12 protein-coding genes and 5 pseudogenes are annotated in these 15010 nt (G+C 69.1%); 10 read left to right on the forward strand and 7 right to left on the reverse strand.

The genetic code is table 11. From position 1 onward, the window contains the following. The first annotated feature begins 163 nt into the window (after nucleotides 1-163). The 4 genes and pseudogenes from N8I87_RS40015 to N8I87_RS40030 all read left to right on the forward strand — a co-directional run. Nucleotides 164-1012 (forward strand): oxidoreductase, encoded by an 849-nt coding sequence (locus tag N8I87_RS40015; RefSeq protein WP_263215846.1) that lies wholly within the window; start codon nucleotides 164-166, stop codon nucleotides 1010-1012. Nucleotides 1013-1158: 146 nt separating this feature from the next. Next, nucleotides 1159-2016 carry a helix-turn-helix domain-containing protein gene (locus tag N8I87_RS40020; RefSeq protein WP_263215847.1) on the forward strand — a complete coding sequence of 286 codons (858 nt, stop codon included), beginning with the start codon at nucleotides 1159-1161 and terminating at the stop codon, nucleotides 2014-2016. A 489-nt stretch (nucleotides 2017-2505) separates the two neighbouring features. Then, nucleotides 2506-3395: pseudogene (locus tag N8I87_RS40025) on the forward strand (ISAzo13 family transposase); the annotation flags it as partial. 65 nt (nucleotides 3396-3460) lie between these two features. After that, nucleotides 3461-3957, forward strand: a pseudogene (locus N8I87_RS40030) (NF041680 family putative transposase); the annotation flags it as partial. 26 nt (nucleotides 3958-3983) lie between these two features. On the opposite strand, the pseudogene N8I87_RS44885 reads toward N8I87_RS40030, so the two are convergent. Next, nucleotides 3984-4061: pseudogene (locus N8I87_RS44885) on the reverse strand (hypothetical protein); the annotation flags it as partial. Further along, nucleotides 4039-4299, reverse strand: a pseudogene (locus N8I87_RS40035) (hypothetical protein); the annotation flags it as partial. The pseudogenes N8I87_RS44885 and N8I87_RS40035, both read right to left, overlap by 23 nt. 395 nt (nucleotides 4300-4694) lie before the next feature. Between N8I87_RS40035 and N8I87_RS40040 the strand changes: the two are divergent. Next, complete coding sequence (locus tag N8I87_RS40040) at nucleotides 4695-5153, forward strand: ATP-binding protein (RefSeq protein WP_263216925.1); 459 nt, start codon at nucleotides 4695-4697, stop codon at nucleotides 5151-5153. Nucleotides 5154-5174: 21 nt separating this feature from the next. Continuing rightward, nucleotides 5175-5852 carry a TetR/AcrR family transcriptional regulator gene (locus tag N8I87_RS40045; RefSeq protein WP_263215848.1) on the forward strand — a complete coding sequence of 226 codons (678 nt, stop codon included), beginning with the start codon at nucleotides 5175-5177 and terminating at the stop codon, nucleotides 5850-5852. A 120-nt stretch (nucleotides 5853-5972) separates the two neighbouring features. Here N8I87_RS40045 and N8I87_RS40050 read toward each other — a convergent pair whose 3' ends face one another. Continuing rightward, nucleotides 5973-6911 (reverse strand): MBL fold metallo-hydrolase, encoded by a 939-nt coding sequence (locus tag N8I87_RS40050; protein ID WP_263215849.1) that lies wholly within the window; start codon nucleotides 6909-6911, stop codon nucleotides 5973-5975. Beyond that, nucleotides 6908-7669: a TetR/AcrR family transcriptional regulator gene (locus N8I87_RS44785; protein ID WP_438829317.1), complete on the reverse strand. Its 762-nt coding sequence runs from the start codon at nucleotides 7667-7669 to the stop codon at nucleotides 6908-6910. Before N8I87_RS44785 ends, N8I87_RS40050 begins: the two co-directional genes overlap by 4 nt. Nucleotides 7670-7799: 130 nt before the next feature. On the opposite strand from N8I87_RS44785, the gene N8I87_RS40065 reads away from it, so the two are divergent. From N8I87_RS40065 to N8I87_RS44790, 3 genes and pseudogenes are all read left to right on the forward strand, one after another. Beyond that, nucleotides 7800-9248 carry an MFS transporter gene (locus tag N8I87_RS40065; RefSeq protein ID WP_263215850.1) on the forward strand — a complete coding sequence of 483 codons (1449 nt, stop codon included), beginning with the start codon at nucleotides 7800-7802 and terminating at the stop codon, nucleotides 9246-9248. A gap of 110 nt (nucleotides 9249-9358) precedes the next feature. Next, nucleotides 9359-10114 carry a creatininase family protein gene (locus N8I87_RS40070; protein WP_263215851.1) on the forward strand — a complete coding sequence of 252 codons (756 nt, stop codon included), beginning with the start codon at nucleotides 9359-9361 and terminating at the stop codon, nucleotides 10112-10114. A gap of 71 nt (nucleotides 10115-10185) precedes the next feature. Beyond that, nucleotides 10186-11244: pseudogene (locus N8I87_RS44790) on the forward strand (IS630 family transposase). 27 nt (nucleotides 11245-11271) lie between these two features. Here the strand turns inward: N8I87_RS44790 and N8I87_RS40085 are convergent. Together N8I87_RS40085 and N8I87_RS40090 are read right to left on the reverse strand one after the other, a co-directional pair. Continuing rightward, nucleotides 11272-12207 (reverse strand): hypothetical protein, encoded by a 936-nt coding sequence (locus N8I87_RS40085; RefSeq protein ID WP_263215852.1) that lies wholly within the window; start codon nucleotides 12205-12207, stop codon nucleotides 11272-11274. Nucleotides 12208-12560: 353 nt separating this feature from the next. After that, nucleotides 12561-13364: a glycine betaine ABC transporter substrate-binding protein gene (locus tag N8I87_RS40090; protein ID WP_263215853.1), complete on the reverse strand. Its 804-nt coding sequence runs from the start codon at nucleotides 13362-13364 to the stop codon at nucleotides 12561-12563. Between the two features lie 162 nt (nucleotides 13365-13526). On the opposite strand from N8I87_RS40090, the gene N8I87_RS40095 reads away from it, so the two are divergent. Next, complete coding sequence (locus N8I87_RS40095) at nucleotides 13527-14480, forward strand: LysR family transcriptional regulator (RefSeq protein ID WP_263215855.1); 954 nt, start codon at nucleotides 13527-13529, stop codon at nucleotides 14478-14480. A 123-nt stretch (nucleotides 14481-14603) separates the two neighbouring features. Here N8I87_RS40095 and N8I87_RS40100 read toward each other — a convergent pair whose 3' ends face one another. Then, nucleotides 14604-14939: an ATP-binding protein gene (locus N8I87_RS40100; protein ID WP_263215856.1), complete on the reverse strand. Its 336-nt coding sequence runs from the start codon at nucleotides 14937-14939 to the stop codon at nucleotides 14604-14606. Between the last annotated feature and the right edge of the window lie 71 nt (nucleotides 14940-15010).

The raw sequence follows: 15010 nt of genomic DNA on the forward strand, positions 1-15010 counted from the left end.
CCTGGGCCCCACCGCCACGGACCGCTGCCTGCCCAGGCAGGGGCCGACGGCTCTTCCTATGGAGAACTTTCCCTGGATGGCCGCCCGCGCCCGGCTGAGCATGAAAAAGCCCCGCACACGAGTCTCTCGGGACAGACTGTCCCACTTCCCATCAGGAGTCAGCATGACCACGTGGTTCATCACCGGCGCAGCCCGCGGATTCGGCCTGGAGATCGCCCGCCAGGCACTGGAACGCGGAGACAACGTAGTGGCAACCGCCCGCAACCCCGAGACGGTCGAGAAGACGTTGCCGCAGTACGGGGACCAGTTGCTCGCCCTCGCCCTGGACGTCACCGACGAGTCGCAGGCCCACGCCGCTGCCGCTGCGGCGGTGGAGCGGTTCGGGACGATCGACGTCCTGGTCAACAATGCCGGACGCGGCCTGCTGGGCGCGATCGAGGAGTCGTCGGACGCCGCGGTCCGCGCGGTCTACGACACGAACGTCTTCGGCCTCCTCAACGTCACCCGTGCCGTACTGCCGGCGATGCGCCGCCAGGGCTCGGGCCGCGTTCTCAACCTCAGCTCACTGGGAGGGTTCACCAGCTCCGCCGGCTTCGGTATCTACTGCTCCACCAAGTTCGCCGTCGAGGGGATCTCCGAAGCGATGCGCCAGGAACTGGCTCCGCTGGGCATCCATGTCACGATCGTCGAGCCCGGCTACTTCCGCACCGACTTCCTCGACGCCAGCAGCCTGCATACCGAGGGCGAGGTCATCACCGACTACGCGCAGACCGCCGGCGCCGTGCGCGGAGCGGTCCCCGGCCTCAACCACGCCCAGCCCGGAGACCCCGTCAAGGGCGCCGCAGCCATCCTCGCGCTGGCCGACGCGGGCACCCCGCCCCTGCGGGCTCAGCTCGGCAGCGACTGCGCGGCCGAGCTGGACCGGAAGATCACACAGCTCCGTGAGGAGGCCGCGGCCTGGAGGCACCTGGCCCTGTCCACCGACCACGACGACGCGGTGGCCACGGTCTGATCCTCCGGCCCGCCCGGTCCGGAGCACAGACCGCCCCGGCGCTTCCGCACTGGTCACCCGCCAGGTCCTCCGCGAAGACCGATGGGAAGGCCTCAGCCGGACCGGGCCCGGGCCCGTAAGCTCGAAGATGAAGAAAGGCCCTCATCATGACGGAACTGGGCGAGTACCTGCGTGCCTGCCGTGCCCGGCTCACCGCCGAACAGGTCGGCATACCGAGCTCCGGCCACCGCCGGGTACCGGGGCTGCGACGCGAAGAGCTCGCCGCACTGGCGGGTGTCAGCGTGGACTACATCGTCCGCCTCGAACAGGGCAGGGTGAAGTCCGCCTCCACCGAGGTCCTCACCGCGCTCGCCAGTGCCCTGAACCTGCGCCCCGACGAGGAGGAGTACTTGCTGCGGTGCGCGGCGGACACGGGCTCTTCCGCATCGAGAGCGCGCTCGGCGGTGCCCCGCAGACAGCGTGTGGCCCCCGCCACCCAGCTACTGCTGGACAGCATGACGGGGGTGCCCGCCCTCGTGCTGGGCCGACGGATGGACATCCTCGCGTGGAACAGGCTGGGCGCCGCTTTGATCACCGACTTCGGCAAGCTGGCGCCCGAGCGGCGCAACCACATACGGCTGGCCTTCCTCGACCCCGACGTCCGCGGAATGTACGCGCAGTGGGAAAAGGTCGCAAAGGAGTGCGTCGCCTACCTCAGGATGGACGCCGGCCGCTATCCGGACGATCCCGAACTCGCCCGCCTCGTCGGAGAACTGTCCATGAAGGACGCCGACTTCCGCCGCTGGTGGTCCGACTACCACGTCCGCGCCCAGCGCTACGGCCGCAAGGAGTTCAGCCATCCCACCGCCGGAGAACTCAGCCTCGACTTCCAGGTACTGGATGTGCGCGGCGCCGCGGACCAGACCCTGATCGCCTACACGGCCGAACCGCACTCCCGCTCGGCGCAGGCCCTGACGTTCCTGGCCGGCTGGGCCACCACCGAGCAGCCCGCCCCCCAGACATGACCCATTGCCCCAGGTAGAGTCGCCTCTCAACCGATCTTGGATCATGCAAGTCGAACAAAGTTCCTGGTCGGACGATCTCCTGGCGGTACGCGCATGAAGGCAGGGCCTCCTGGTAGCTCGGGTGCGACTCCATTCCGAGCGGATCCCGGAGGGCCTGTTGTCGTTGTTGTACGCGCCCGAGCCCGTTCACTTCAACTCGCCCGCCGTGTCGTGCGATTGCCTCGCGCAAGGTGTACGGCAACGCGGCCGATCATCCCATCGGGTGCGCCGGTATCCGTCGGACGTGACGGACGCGGAGTGGGCGGCCATCCGGCCGTTGTTGCCGGTTCCGGCCTGGCTTGCGGGCAGGGGCGGGCAACCCGAGACCTATTGCCACCGCCAGATGCTGGACCAATGCCACGAAGTTAAGGACTTGCAGATCATTAACCCGTAGCTTCCTGCTCGGTGGTTCGTTGGTGTGCTACGGGCGTTTGGTCGGGGCAACGGGCCATGCTGGCAGCGAAGTTCGAGACGATCCTGCCGCATCTCGATGAACGTGAGCGTCGTCTGCTGCTGGGAGCGGAGGCGCGATCGATCGGACATGGCGGGGTCCGGATGGTCGCACAGGCTGCCGGCGTGCGGGAGGCGACCGTCTCGCTGGGGGTGCGTGAGCTGGAGTCCGGTGAGTTGCCGCTGGGACGCACCCGGCGGCCGGGGCGGCGGCCGCAAACGGGTCGTGGATCTGGACCCCGGGCTGCGCGATGCGTTGCTGGCGCTGGTGGAGCCGGACGTGCGCGGGGACCCGATGTCGCCGCTGCGCTGGACGACGAAGCCAACGCGGGACCTGGCGGCGGAGCTGACCCGGCAGGGCCACCGGGTCTGGGCCGACACGGTCGGGGACCTGCTGCGCGCGGAGGGCTTCACTTCAGGGCAACGCCAGGACCATCGAGGACAGCCGGCACCCGGACCGGGACGGGCAGTTCCGCTACATCAACGAGCAGGCCAGGGCTCACATCGATGCCGGAGAGCCCGTGGTCAGCGTGGAGACCAAGAAGAAAGAGCTGGTCGGCTCCTACAAGAACGCCGGACAGCAGTGGCTGCCGACGGGGCAGCCGGTTCTGGTCTCGACCCACGACTTCCCCGATGCGGAGCTGGGCAAGGCGATCCCGTACGGCGTCTACGACCTGGCAGCGAACACCGGCTGGGTCAGCGTCGGTATTGGCCATGACACCGCCGCCTTCGCGGTCGAGTCCGTCCGCCGCTGGTGGAAGGCCCGCGGCAGCCTGGACTGCCCGGCCGCGTCCCGGCTGCTGATCACCGCCGACGCCGGCGGCTCCAACGGCTGTCGCACCCGCGCCTGGAAGGCCGAACCCGCCGCCCTCGCCCTGGAGACCGGCCTGTAGATCACCGTGTGTCACCTCCTCCCGGTACATCGAAATGGAACAAGGTCGAGCGACTGCCGGGCGACCGTGACCCGAAACCGGTATGGCTGTGGTGCTCTGCCACCGCCGCCACCAGCGCTCAGGCGGACCTCTGGTGGCAGTCCTTCCTGCACAGATTCGATCTTGAGCACACTTTCCGGCTGATGAAGCAGACACTCGGGTGGACCGCCCCGCAGGTCCGCCACGCTGACACGGCCGACCTGCGGACCTGGCTCGTCATCGCCGCCCACACCCAACTCCGCCTCGCCCGCCCCTCGCCGAAGATCTCCGCCGCCCCTGGGAACGCCGCACCGAACCCCGCCGCCTCACCCCCGCCCGCGCCCGCCGCGGGTTTCGCAACCTCCGACCGACCACGGCCTGCCCGGCAGCCGCACCGAAACCATCCCGCCCCGGCCCGGGACGGCCACCCGGTTCAAAGAACAGAGGTGAAAGCGGTCCGCACACCGGGCAGGGGACTGTCGTGGACGAGGGCGAGACGGTCGCCGTGTCCGGTATCGACTCCCGGTCCGGGGCGTTGTAGCAGGTGTTGAGCTCACCGTCGGGGAACCAGCGGTACAGCGGCGTGCGAGAGCCGTCCAGCGCCGCAGAGGGGAACGGTCCAGTCGATCGCTCGCGCCGCCTCAAGCCAGAACTGCTCGGGATCCTCCAGGCTTCGGCGGTGGGTTGCGGCATAGCCGCCCCGCTCGGAAGGTGCTGCTGGCACGGCGTTCTCCTGTTTGCGGGGGCACGGAGGGACGGTGCGACCTGTTCCGGCATGAACCGGTCGGCATGTGTGCATGTACGTGCGGTGTCGACCGCTTCCCCCGCCGTGCCCTGCTGGCCGCGCGTGCGGCTGCCTGGTCAGCGGTTGCCGGGTGATCATGCGGGGTCTTGGTCCGACCGGTCCGCGCGGTCACAGGCGGACGCGACCAGGTGCATCATAGATTGTACGGTACAGTCTACAACCTCTCCATGGCCAGCCCCGCCGGAGCGCCAGATGAGGTCCGGAGGTCCCGCAGGCACTCCGTGCGGGATGTCATGTCCGCTGGACTCCGAGACGACAACCTTCCGTGAAGGCCGCCCGCCCCGCACATGCCGTCACGGGGCAGCGCGAGGGAATCGAATGCATCCGTTTGACGAAGGTGCAGACACGTCCGAGTCTGATTAGATTGTATTGTCCAGTCTAATAAGTATGTCAAACGCTCTTTTGAGGCTCGGTCGGCCCCGCCGGCGAGCGGGCTCCTGTCCCCGCGCGCCACGCGCCGCGGCCTGGCAGTCATTGCCGCTCCCGCCGACGAGCGCCACGTGTCCGCCGTCCGGCATCGTGTGGCCGCTTGTCTGGATGCCTGGCGCGTATGCCCCGGCGATCAGGACGACATCGGGTTGATCGTCGGCGAGCTCGCCGCCAATGAGGCACGGCACGGACGGGACGACATGACGATCATGGTTAGCGTCTCCCCGGCCGCCGCACACATCGAGGTCGTCGACAGCGGCGGACCCGCGAGGTCTCGGGAGCGGGAGACGGACGGGGACGAGTGCGGCCGCGGCCTGGACATCGTCCGCTGCCTCGCGCAGTCCCTCCAATGCCACAGGGATGCCGCCGGAACACGGGTCTGCGCCGACTACCGCCTCAGCGGTGTGCCGGAGAACGTGAAGGAGGCGGGCACAGGAGTTGCGTCAGGAGGTCGACAGGCGCACCTCGTCGAGACCTGTAGGGCCACGACTAAACTGGACTGAGCAATCCAAAGGAGGCTCTCGATGCCGGCCGACCCCACCAGTCCGTCGCTCGCGCCCGGACGCAGGGCGGGCAGGCGGTCCAGCGCCACAGCCCTCAAGATCTTGAATGCCTCCAAAGCCCTCTTCCTCGAAGACGGGTACGACGGTGTCAACCTCGACCGGATCGCCACCCGCGCAGGCGTGGCCCGGCAGACCGTCTACAACCTGTTCGGAAGCAAGGAAGCGGTCTTCCGGGCAACGATGGAGCACCACTGGGCAGCCTTCGGACTCGAAGAGCTGACGGCGCGCCTGGATCGTGACATCTCGCGCGCTGATCCGGCCGACTTTCTGCGCCGTTTCGCCGAGATGGTGCTCACCTTCATCGCGGAGACGGATCAGGTCTCCTTCACCCGGCTGGTCATCGCGGAGTCGCGCAGGCTCCCCTGGGTCGCCACGGAGTTCTACCGGCTTGGCAAGGCGCCGTTGGCGGAGACGTTCACCGCCTGCCTGCGGGAGATGTCGGAGGCAGGTGCCATCGACTGCGCCCACCCGGAACTGGCGGCGCGCCAGTTCCTCGGGCTGATCCAGGAGTTCGTCATCTGGCCGCGGGTCATGGCGATCGGCCCGGACGTGATGAAGCTCCCGCCCACCGACCTCGTCGTGGAAGAGGCCATCGCCATGTTCCTGAGCCGCTACATGCCGGCGGATTCGCCGGCATAGCACCTGCCCCCGCCGTGCCATCGGCGCACACCGTCCGCAGCGGCGCGGCCGCTTTCCGGCGCCCCGCGGACGGCGCTTGACCCCAGGCCGCCCGGCCCGGACTTCCCGCTCATACGGCGCTCATACGGTGCCCGGTCGTTCTCCGGGGACGGGCGACAGGCGGTAGGTGCCGCTGTCGCCTTCGGAACGGACGAAGCCGGCGGTGGGGGGCGCGAAGTGGCTGCCCAGGAGCAGGGTGTCGCTGTCGGCAAGGCGCGCGAGAAGACCGCGGCGGGTGCGGGCAGCTTGTTCCGGGTCGACGTCCACGCTGCTGCACAGGGCCGGGCGGGCCATCTGCACGGGGTGATGGATGCAGTCACCGGTGATGACGGCCGAGTGCCCGGCGCTGCGCAGGTGGACGGCGACCTGGCCGGGGGTGTGGCCGGGGGTGGGCAGAAGCCGCAGGCCGGGAGCGACGTTGGCGCCGTCCGCGGGCACGTCGATCAGCTCCAGCCGGCCGCTGTCGCGTACGGGATCGACGGAGTCGGAGAGCATCTGGCGCCGGCTGTCGTCGATGTCCGCGCTCGACCAGTAGTCGGCTTCGGCGCGGGAGACGAGATAGCGGGCGCGAGGGAACGTGGGCTCCCAGCCGCCCCGGCCGGTGGGGCGGGTGTTCCACCCGACGTGGTCGGTGTGCAGATGGGTCAGGATCACGACGTCGACGGACTCCGGGGGAAAACCGGCGGCGGTCAGGCGGTCGAGGTAGGGGGTGTCGAGGTTGTCCCAGGCGGGGTTGGAACGGCTCTTGCCGTTGCCGATACCGGTGTCGACCAGCACACGCAGACCGCCCGTCTCGACCGCGAAGCTGTGCACGGCCAGGTGGAGCGCGCCTTGGCGGTCGGCGAAGTCGGGAGTGAGCCAGGGGATCTGCGTGACGAGGTCGGGTGTGGCTGCGGGGATGAGCCACGGGCCGGTCTCCGGCGGGAGGATCAACTCGTCGACACGGTGAACGACGGCGTCACCGACGTTCCACCGGGGAGCGATGTCGGGTGAAGCGGGGGTGCGCGGAAGGGAACTCATGCGGAACTCCGTGTACTTGGGGGATGTTCGTATGGCGCGGCGCGGCCGGCGGTCACCGAGGCGGTGAGGGCTTGTGCGCTTCTTGACACGCTTCGGCTCCGTAGCGGCTGAGGAAGGTGGAGATCGCCTCCTCTATCACCACATCGGTCGGCGGGATGTCCGTCCGACCCGCGTCGACGGCCATCACCTTGGGCCAGACGGCGAACTCCTGGACGAGCCCGAGGAACTGCCGCGCCGCCGTACGGGGGGAGGGGCACGAGATCGCGCCTGCCTCGCTCAGACGCTCCAGACACGACGCTAATACCCCGTAGCAGCGGCGCCTTGCCGAGCCGGTGGAACTCGCCGGCGATCCACGGGATGCGGCTGGACTCGGCGATCACGAGCCGGGTGAAGGCGATCTGGTCCGTCTCGTCGATGAACGCGAGCAGAGCCCGGGAGAACCGGCGCAGGAACCCGGCCGGGTCACCGCCGCTCCCGAGCCCTTCTTCGAAGCGCGCGGGCAGGGTGTCGAGGTCGAGGCTTGCCCAGTGGTGCTCCACCACGGCACGGAAGACGGCCTCCTTGCCGCCGAACCGGTTGTAGACCGTCTGCCGGGCGACCCCGGCCCGCGTGGCGATCCGATCGAGGTTGACACCGTCGTACCCGTCTTCCAGGAAGAGCGCCTTCGCCGCGGAGAGGATCTTCGAACGGCTGCGGGCGCGCGCTGCGCTGTTGCCGGACACGTGCGGTGTACACGCGGCGGGAATCACTGTCGACATCTCCTCATGGACTGTACAGCACAGTCTAAATTGGCAGGCCGGAGTATTGCCAGCGGCTGAATTTAGATTGTACTGTCCAATCTAACTCCGGGGGTCACGAGACCCCCCATCGGCTCCGGTGGGAGAAACGATGCAACGTCCAGAGGACGCCGGAAGCCTGCTCGTCGCCGCCCGGCTCGACCGACTTCCGACCACAGCACTCCACAAGCGGTTCGTCGCCATCATGGCGCTCGGCAACTTCTTCGAGATCTACGAGCTCTTCCTGGCGGGTGTCCTCGCCACCACGCTGAAGACGACCTTCTCGCTGGCCGGCTTCGATCTGTCCCTCGTTCTCGCATCGACGTTCGTCGGCGCCTTCCTCGGGGCCGTGGTGATCGGACGGCTGGCAGACCGCATCGGGCGCCGCGGCGCCTACATGCTTACGCTCACCACGTACTCGGCGGCCACACTCGTCTGCGCCTTCGCCCCGAACCTGTGGAGCCTGGTCCTCTTCCGCTTCGTCGCCGGGATCGGCCTGGGCGGCGAACTGCCGGTGACGGACTCCTTCCTCGGCGACATCCTGCCGCCGAAACAGCGCGGACGCTACGCGGCCTGGGCGTTCACAGCCGCCTATCTCGCCGTGCCCGCAGTGGGGTTCCTGGGCATGAAGCTGGTCGGCGAGAGTCCGCTCGGCATCGCGGGATGGCGGTGGATGTTCGCGATCGGCTCCTTCGGCGCCCTGCTCACCTTCCTGGTCCGCCGGGGGCTGCCCGAATCACCGCGCTGGCTGGAGTCGGTCGGAAGATCGGCGGAAGCCGACGCGATCGCCACACGATTCGAAGAGGCCGCCGAGGCGGAAGGGTGGACACGCCCCGCAGCCGGCGACGCCGCGCCGGAGAAGAAGCGCCCGGTCCAGCTGCCCGTCCGGAGCATCTTCCGGGCCCCTCTCGCCCGCCGTACGGCATTGATGGCCGTTCTGTGGGTCCTGGCCCCCGTCGGGTACTACGGCTTCAGCAGCCTCGCCACGCTCGTGCTCGCCGCCAAGGGACTCACCGTCAGCAGTTCGCTGACCTCCTTGACCTTCGCCTTCATCGGATACCCGCTCGGTTCCTTCCTCTCGGTGCTCGTCATGGAGAGAGCCGAACGGAAGTGGATCCTGTGTGCCTCGCTGGTCGGCATGGGGCTGTCCGGGCTGGCCTACGGCAACGCCGCCTCGCCCGTGGCGATCATCCTCGCGGGTTTCTGTTTCACCATGGTGGCCAACGTCATGTCCAACTCCGGCCACGTCTACCAGCTGGAGCAGTTCCCGACGAGCGTGCGGACCACCGCGACCGGCTGGCTGTACTCGCTCAGCCGGCTGTCGACCGCCGCGGCCCCCTTCTACCTGATCCCCCTCCTCGACGCCTACGGCGCCGGAGCCGTCTTCGCCGCAGTGGCCGCGGCGATGCTCCTGGCCGCGCTCGCCGTCGCCTTCGGGGTGCGGACCACAGGCCTGTCAGTGGAGAGCATCTCCGCTGCCCCGCAAGACGCGGACTGCCCGCCGCCGTCCACCGGCGTGGCCGCGCACCTCGCTCACGGGCGGCTCTCCGAGACACCGTGACGCCCCCGGCCGCGCATATCCCCGCCAGGACGCGGTCGTTCTCTCCCGCCTTGAAGCCCGCAACCAGCCGCACGGCCCCGCCCGTCGGCCAAGAAAGGACACACCGCACCATGCCCGAAGTGCTCTGGAACCGCATGACCGCGCCGGCGCTGTGGAAACGGGCCGCCCAAGACGCCCCTGTCCTGCTTCCCGTCGGATCCACCGAGCAGCACGGACCGCACCTGCCCACCGGCGTGGACGACTTCCTCAGCGCAGAGGCGTGCAGCCGGGCCGCCGCCATCATGGCCGACCACGAGCGGCCCGTCGTGGTCGCACCCTCCCTGTGGTGCGGGCTCTCCGATCACCACCTCGCCTTCGGCGGCACCTTCTCACTCACCCTGCCGACCTACCACGCGCTCCTGCGCGACCTGTGCCGCTCCATCATCACCGCGGGCTTCAACAAGATCCTCATCGTCAACGGGCACGGAGGGAACATCACCGCCCTCAACGCCATCAGCAACGAACTGACCCGGGAGTTGTCCCACCCCATCGCCGTCACCAGCTACTTCCTGGCCGGGCTGGAACGGACGGCGGAGCTACTGGAGGACCAGCCCACCCTGATGCACGCCTGCGAAGGCGAAACTTCCATGATCATGGCGATCGCCCCCGACCTCGTCGACCGCACCCGGCTCGCCGAGGCGACCGGCCCGCACATCGCCCTGCAATCCGACGCGAGCCACGTGTTCCACGCGTCGCGGTCGTTCAAGGAGGTCACCTCCTCGGGCGTGGCGGGTGATGCGCGCGCGGCAACCCCAGAAAAGGGAGAAGCCATCCTCGACGCGTGTGCCCAAGCCATCGCCGCATGGCTGCTGAAGTGGGCATACTGATCTCGGCTCGTTAGGTTGATGTTTGCTGAACTTGCCGATGTGGGTGTCGTGTTGTCGGTAGTCCGTGGTGTGTGAGATATGCGGATGGGGGCGGGCTGACGCCTGCGGCACGGCGGCGCCGGGAAGCGGTGCGGATACAGGCGGCGGAGCTATTCGCTGAGCAGGTCAAACCGCCCGAGGTGGCCCGGCGGCTGCGTGTGAGTCTGAAGTCGGCTTACCAGTGGCAGCAGTTGTGGCAGCAAGGCGGTGCCGACGCGCTGCTTTCGCGAGGACCCAGCGGGAGCCGGTGTCGTCTGTCGCCGCGCTGTCTGGAGAAGCTCGCCGGGTATCTCGAGCAGGGGCCGGCCGCGCGCGGCTGGACGGAGGACCAGGTATGGACGGCCGCACGGGTGGCCACGCTGATCGGCAGGAAGTTCTACGTCTCCTACAGCGTCTCGGGCACAACGAGGCTGATGCGCCGGCTCGGTTTCACCCCGCAGATGCCCGCGCGCAGGGTGGCCGAGCGCAACGAACAGGCCATGACGGGCTGGAAGGAGGCGACCTGGGTACAGGCAAAAGGGCCCGGGCGGCCTGCGGGGGATACGTCTGCTTCGAGGACGAGGCGGGCTTCACCCGCAGGCCGCCCAAAGGACGCACGTGGGGCCGGCGAGGCCACACCCCGGTCGTGGCCGTCAGCGGATGGCGCTCGGGGCGCCTGTCGGTGGCCGGGCTCCCGCACCCGGCTGTGCCACCGCCTGCTCACCCACCCCGCGGGCGAGGGTACGCGACGCGGCATGAGCGAGCGCGACTACATCGCCCTCCTGGACGGCGTCCACCAGCTGGTCAAGGCACCCATCGTGCTGGTGTGGGACCGACTCGACACCCACGTCTCCAAGACGATGCGGGAGCTGGTCGCCGAACGTGAGTGGCTGACGGTGTTCCTGCTGCCCGCGTACTCGCCCGACCTGAACCCGGTCGAGGGCGTGTGGGCACACGTCAGACGCAGCCTGGCCAACCTTGCCGTCGTCGCCCTCGACCGCCTGGAGACGCTCGTGCGCAACCGGCTCAAACGCCTGCAGTACCGGCCCGAGACCTTCGACGGGTTCATAGCCGGGACCGGCCTACCCCTGGACACCCCCACATCACCCTAACGAGCCGAGATCAGTAACGGAGTCCTACTAGGTGCTCACGGTGCGGACCAACAGCCAGATGAGGGCGGCGACGGCGGCGAGCGTCAGGAGCACCACCGCCGTCCTGCGCCGGAGCGGTGCTGGGGAGGGGCCGGGGCGTGAAGGCGGAGGCGCGGCAAGTGGCAGCCGACTGAGGCAGGACCTGCTGTAGTCCCCGGCGCGGAAGCCGATAACCGCCTGGGCCAGCATCAGGGTGAGGCGGTCGGCGGAATGGTCGAACTGCTCGGCGGCTGCCCGGCAGTGGTGGCAGCGGGCGAGGTGGCACTGCAGATCGGGCGGGGGAAGCAGACTGGGATGCCGTACGAGTGAGTCGATGAGGTGGGTGTAGCGAGTGCACTGTTTGTCGGCGGCCAGACGGTGGTGGGCCTGAAGGCACTCGGCTCGCAGGGCCGCTCTGTGACGTTGCAGCTCGACCTGTAAGTGCTCTCCGAAGAGCGGCTCCACGCGCTTGGCCAGGACGTCCGGTGGCTCTCGCTCGACTTCGTGATGCCACAGCAGCCGTTGTGCCCGGTCCGGCAGTTGCCTGAAGGCGACGGCGAGGAGTTGCCTGTCGGGTGGTCCTGACGCGTTCTCCGAAGGGACTGCCTCGGTCAGTGAGGCGCGTAGCCGCGGGTGCAGGCCGTACTTGCGTTCGTCGCAGGCCCACTCGCCGCTGATCTGGGACACCATGGACAGCAGGCGTGGCCGCCACGGAAAGGCAGCGGGGTGCGTGGTGTTGTCCGTCAGCAGCCGCATGAACGCCGTCCCGGTCAGGCGGATCGCGGACTCCTTGGTCACCGTGCACAGTTCTGCATAGTCGAGCACCGCCCGCCAGTGCCCGGCCAGTACGCGGTCGACGGTGGTGGCACGGCGGCAGCCACCAACCGCCGCATGCAAGGGCGTTGACTCCGGCGGCAGGCAGCCGGGGTACTGGGGTCCGGTCAAGGTTCTCCCTTCAAAGTTGTCACCGCGTCACCCGGGTCGTACGTCAATGTGCTGGTCACGGCCAGTCGTCGACAGGCGATCGGAGGGGCGCACGGGCCTCGTGGTGCAAGGCGAGCCCGCCTTGCTTCGTGGCCAGGGCGGTGCCCGGTGAGGCGGTTGACGCCGCACGCGACCGCGTGGCGCTCGCGGCGGACAAACGGATGGAGGTTCGGCGGCCGACCGCCGCGCGGGGGTTCGGCGGTCGCGAGGGGCCGCCTGGGTGAAGGCGGACGTGGCGGGTTTCAGGGCGACGGTGCGCTCGCCGAAGGTGCGGTGCCCGGGAGTGAGGAGACACGTGTCGCCGCAGTGCCCGATCAGGCGGGCAGTCCGAAGTCGAAGTCGGCGAGGTAACGATCGGCGGCCTGCAGCGGGGTGAGGCCGTCCACGTTGATCAGGGCGTCGATCTCCTCGACGCCCTCGTTGCCCAGGCGCAGACGGTCCAGTTCGGCAACGGCGCGCGGGTGGATGCGGTCCAGCGCGGCCAGATTGACCACCGTGCCGGCACTGTCCACGGTTCCCAGCAGGCCCTTGGGGTCTTGCAACGGGCGCAGGTGGTGCAGGCGATTCAGATAGTGCGGGCGCCACAGCGGTATGACGAACCACTCACCTGTGGAGAGTCCGTGCTCCACACGGGAGAGGAAGCCGGACTCGGTGCCCGGTCTGAAGGTGTAGCCCACCCGGTCCAGGCCGTACTCGCCCACCATCCGGGCCGAGAAGCGGCTGATGCCGGCGCCGGGGTTGATGCCGTCGATGGCCGTCGTCATCCTCTCCACCAGCCCAGGACGGGCCAGGTCAGCGACCTCCCGCACCATCTCGGCGGGCACCCAGGGGGGCACCGCCCATACGCAGTAGGGCTGGTACTGAGCTGTCAGCACGCGCACCCGGTCCCGGTAGGGGGAGAGGAATGCGTGGTGGCTCGAAGGCAGCCACGCGGAGACAAGGACGTCGATGGCGCCCTCTTCCTGGAGCCGGAACAGCCGCTCGTGGGGGGCCTCGAGGCTGCGCACCCGGTGACCGTGGGCTTCCAGGACGCGGCGTGTGACGGCTGCCACGGCCCGGTGGAAGGACAGGGCGATGTTGCCCACGGTGACAGTCGACTCGAAGGAAGGGCGGGACATGACGGCTCCCTGGCTGGGTGGTGAGTGTGTGGCTTTCGGCACGTTTCGCGGGCGTCCGGACCGTCCGACCCCTCGGTCGCCGGTTCCTTTCCCCTCACACGCTGCACCTCCGATCGTCATAAGTCCAAGAAATCCTCTGCACCATTTCCATATGCTGAGCGCATGGCAACACTCCGACAGCTGGAATACCTGGTGGCCGTCGTGGACGAGGGCTCGTTCACCCGGGCCGCCGAACGTCTCAACGTCACCCAGCCCGGGCTGTCGCACCAGTTCCAGGCACTGGAACGCGAGGTCGGCGGGCCGCTGCTGGAGCGGCGGCCACGTGGGGTGCGGCTCACCCCGGCCGGACGCTCGATGCTGCCGCACGCCCGGGCCGCGCTGGCCGAGGCGGGCCGGGCCACCGTCTCTGCCCGCCGGGCGGCCGGCGTCTCCACCGGCGAACTGCACCTGGCGACGCTCTATTCGGTCAGCTGCGGCGTTCTTCCCACGGTCCTGGGTCTGTGGCGGGAGAAGCATCCAGGCGTGCGGATCCGGCTCTTCGAGCATCGGCGGGGCGGTGAAATGGCGCAGGCCATGGCTGCCGGACAGGCCGACGTCGCCGTGGGGCCGCTACCGGACGACTGGGAGGGCACCGCCCGCCACGTCGGCACGGAGGAGTTTGTCGTCGTCACCCATGCGGACGACCCTGTGGCGGTCTCGGACCACGCGCCCCGTGTCCGCCTGTCCGACCTGGCGCAGCGGGAGTGGGTGCACTTCACTCCCGACAGCGGCTTGTGCGACATCCTGGAACAGGCGTGCGCGGCGGCCGGCTTCCGACCCCGTGTTGCGGTACGCACCGAACAGGCCCCGTCGGCCATTGCTTATTCTGCCGCTGGACTCGGCCCCGCCCTCGTGCCCGCCAACACCATCCCGCCACACTTCGGCGGCGCCGTCCTGCGCCCCGATCCGCCCCTGCGCCGACGGCTGACCGGGTACACCCGTACCAGCCCGGACCCGGTGACCGCCTCGTTCCTGGACATTCTCGGCGACCACGCGCCCCTGATGCCCGCACATGTCGGCAGGCGCCTGCGCATCACCGACCGCACGGCCCGGCGCCCCCCGCAGGAACGACGCTGACCGGACCCCAGAGGTCGTCAGGGGCTCTCCAGCTGGCTCAGGTGAAGTCGCCTGATGTTCTGGTCTGCGGGATGCCGGCATGTCATCTCTGGGATCACGGAGCTGGGGCGGAGCCGGCGCGGTTCAGTCGCGCGTGATGAGGACGCACCTGGCCCAGACGGTCTTGCCGGTCGGACGGTGATAGGTTCCCCAGGCCTCGACGAGGGAGTTGACGAGAGCGAGTCCATATCCGCCGTGCGGGCCACGTCGGTTGGGCGCGAGAACAGCGGGCGACGTGCTGCTGGTGTCGTCGACTTCCACAGTGAGCGTACGGCCGTCCCAGATGAGACGCATTTCCATGGCACCGTCGGCGTGCCTCCAGGCGTTGGTGACGAGTTCGGTGGCGACGAGTGCTGCGGCGTCCGTGTTGTCGTGGTCGTCGGAACCGGTGGACGGGGAGACGCCGAGACAGTGGGTCATCTGGCGGACAGCGGCGCGAGCCCGGCGGCCAGGGACCGGGTGGTCCCCGAGGTGGATGCGTCGTGAGAGCG

It is taken from the genome of Streptomyces sp. HUAS 15-9 (assembly GCF_025642155.1).
GTDB lineage: Bacteria > Actinomycetota > Actinomycetes > Streptomycetales > Streptomycetaceae > Streptomyces.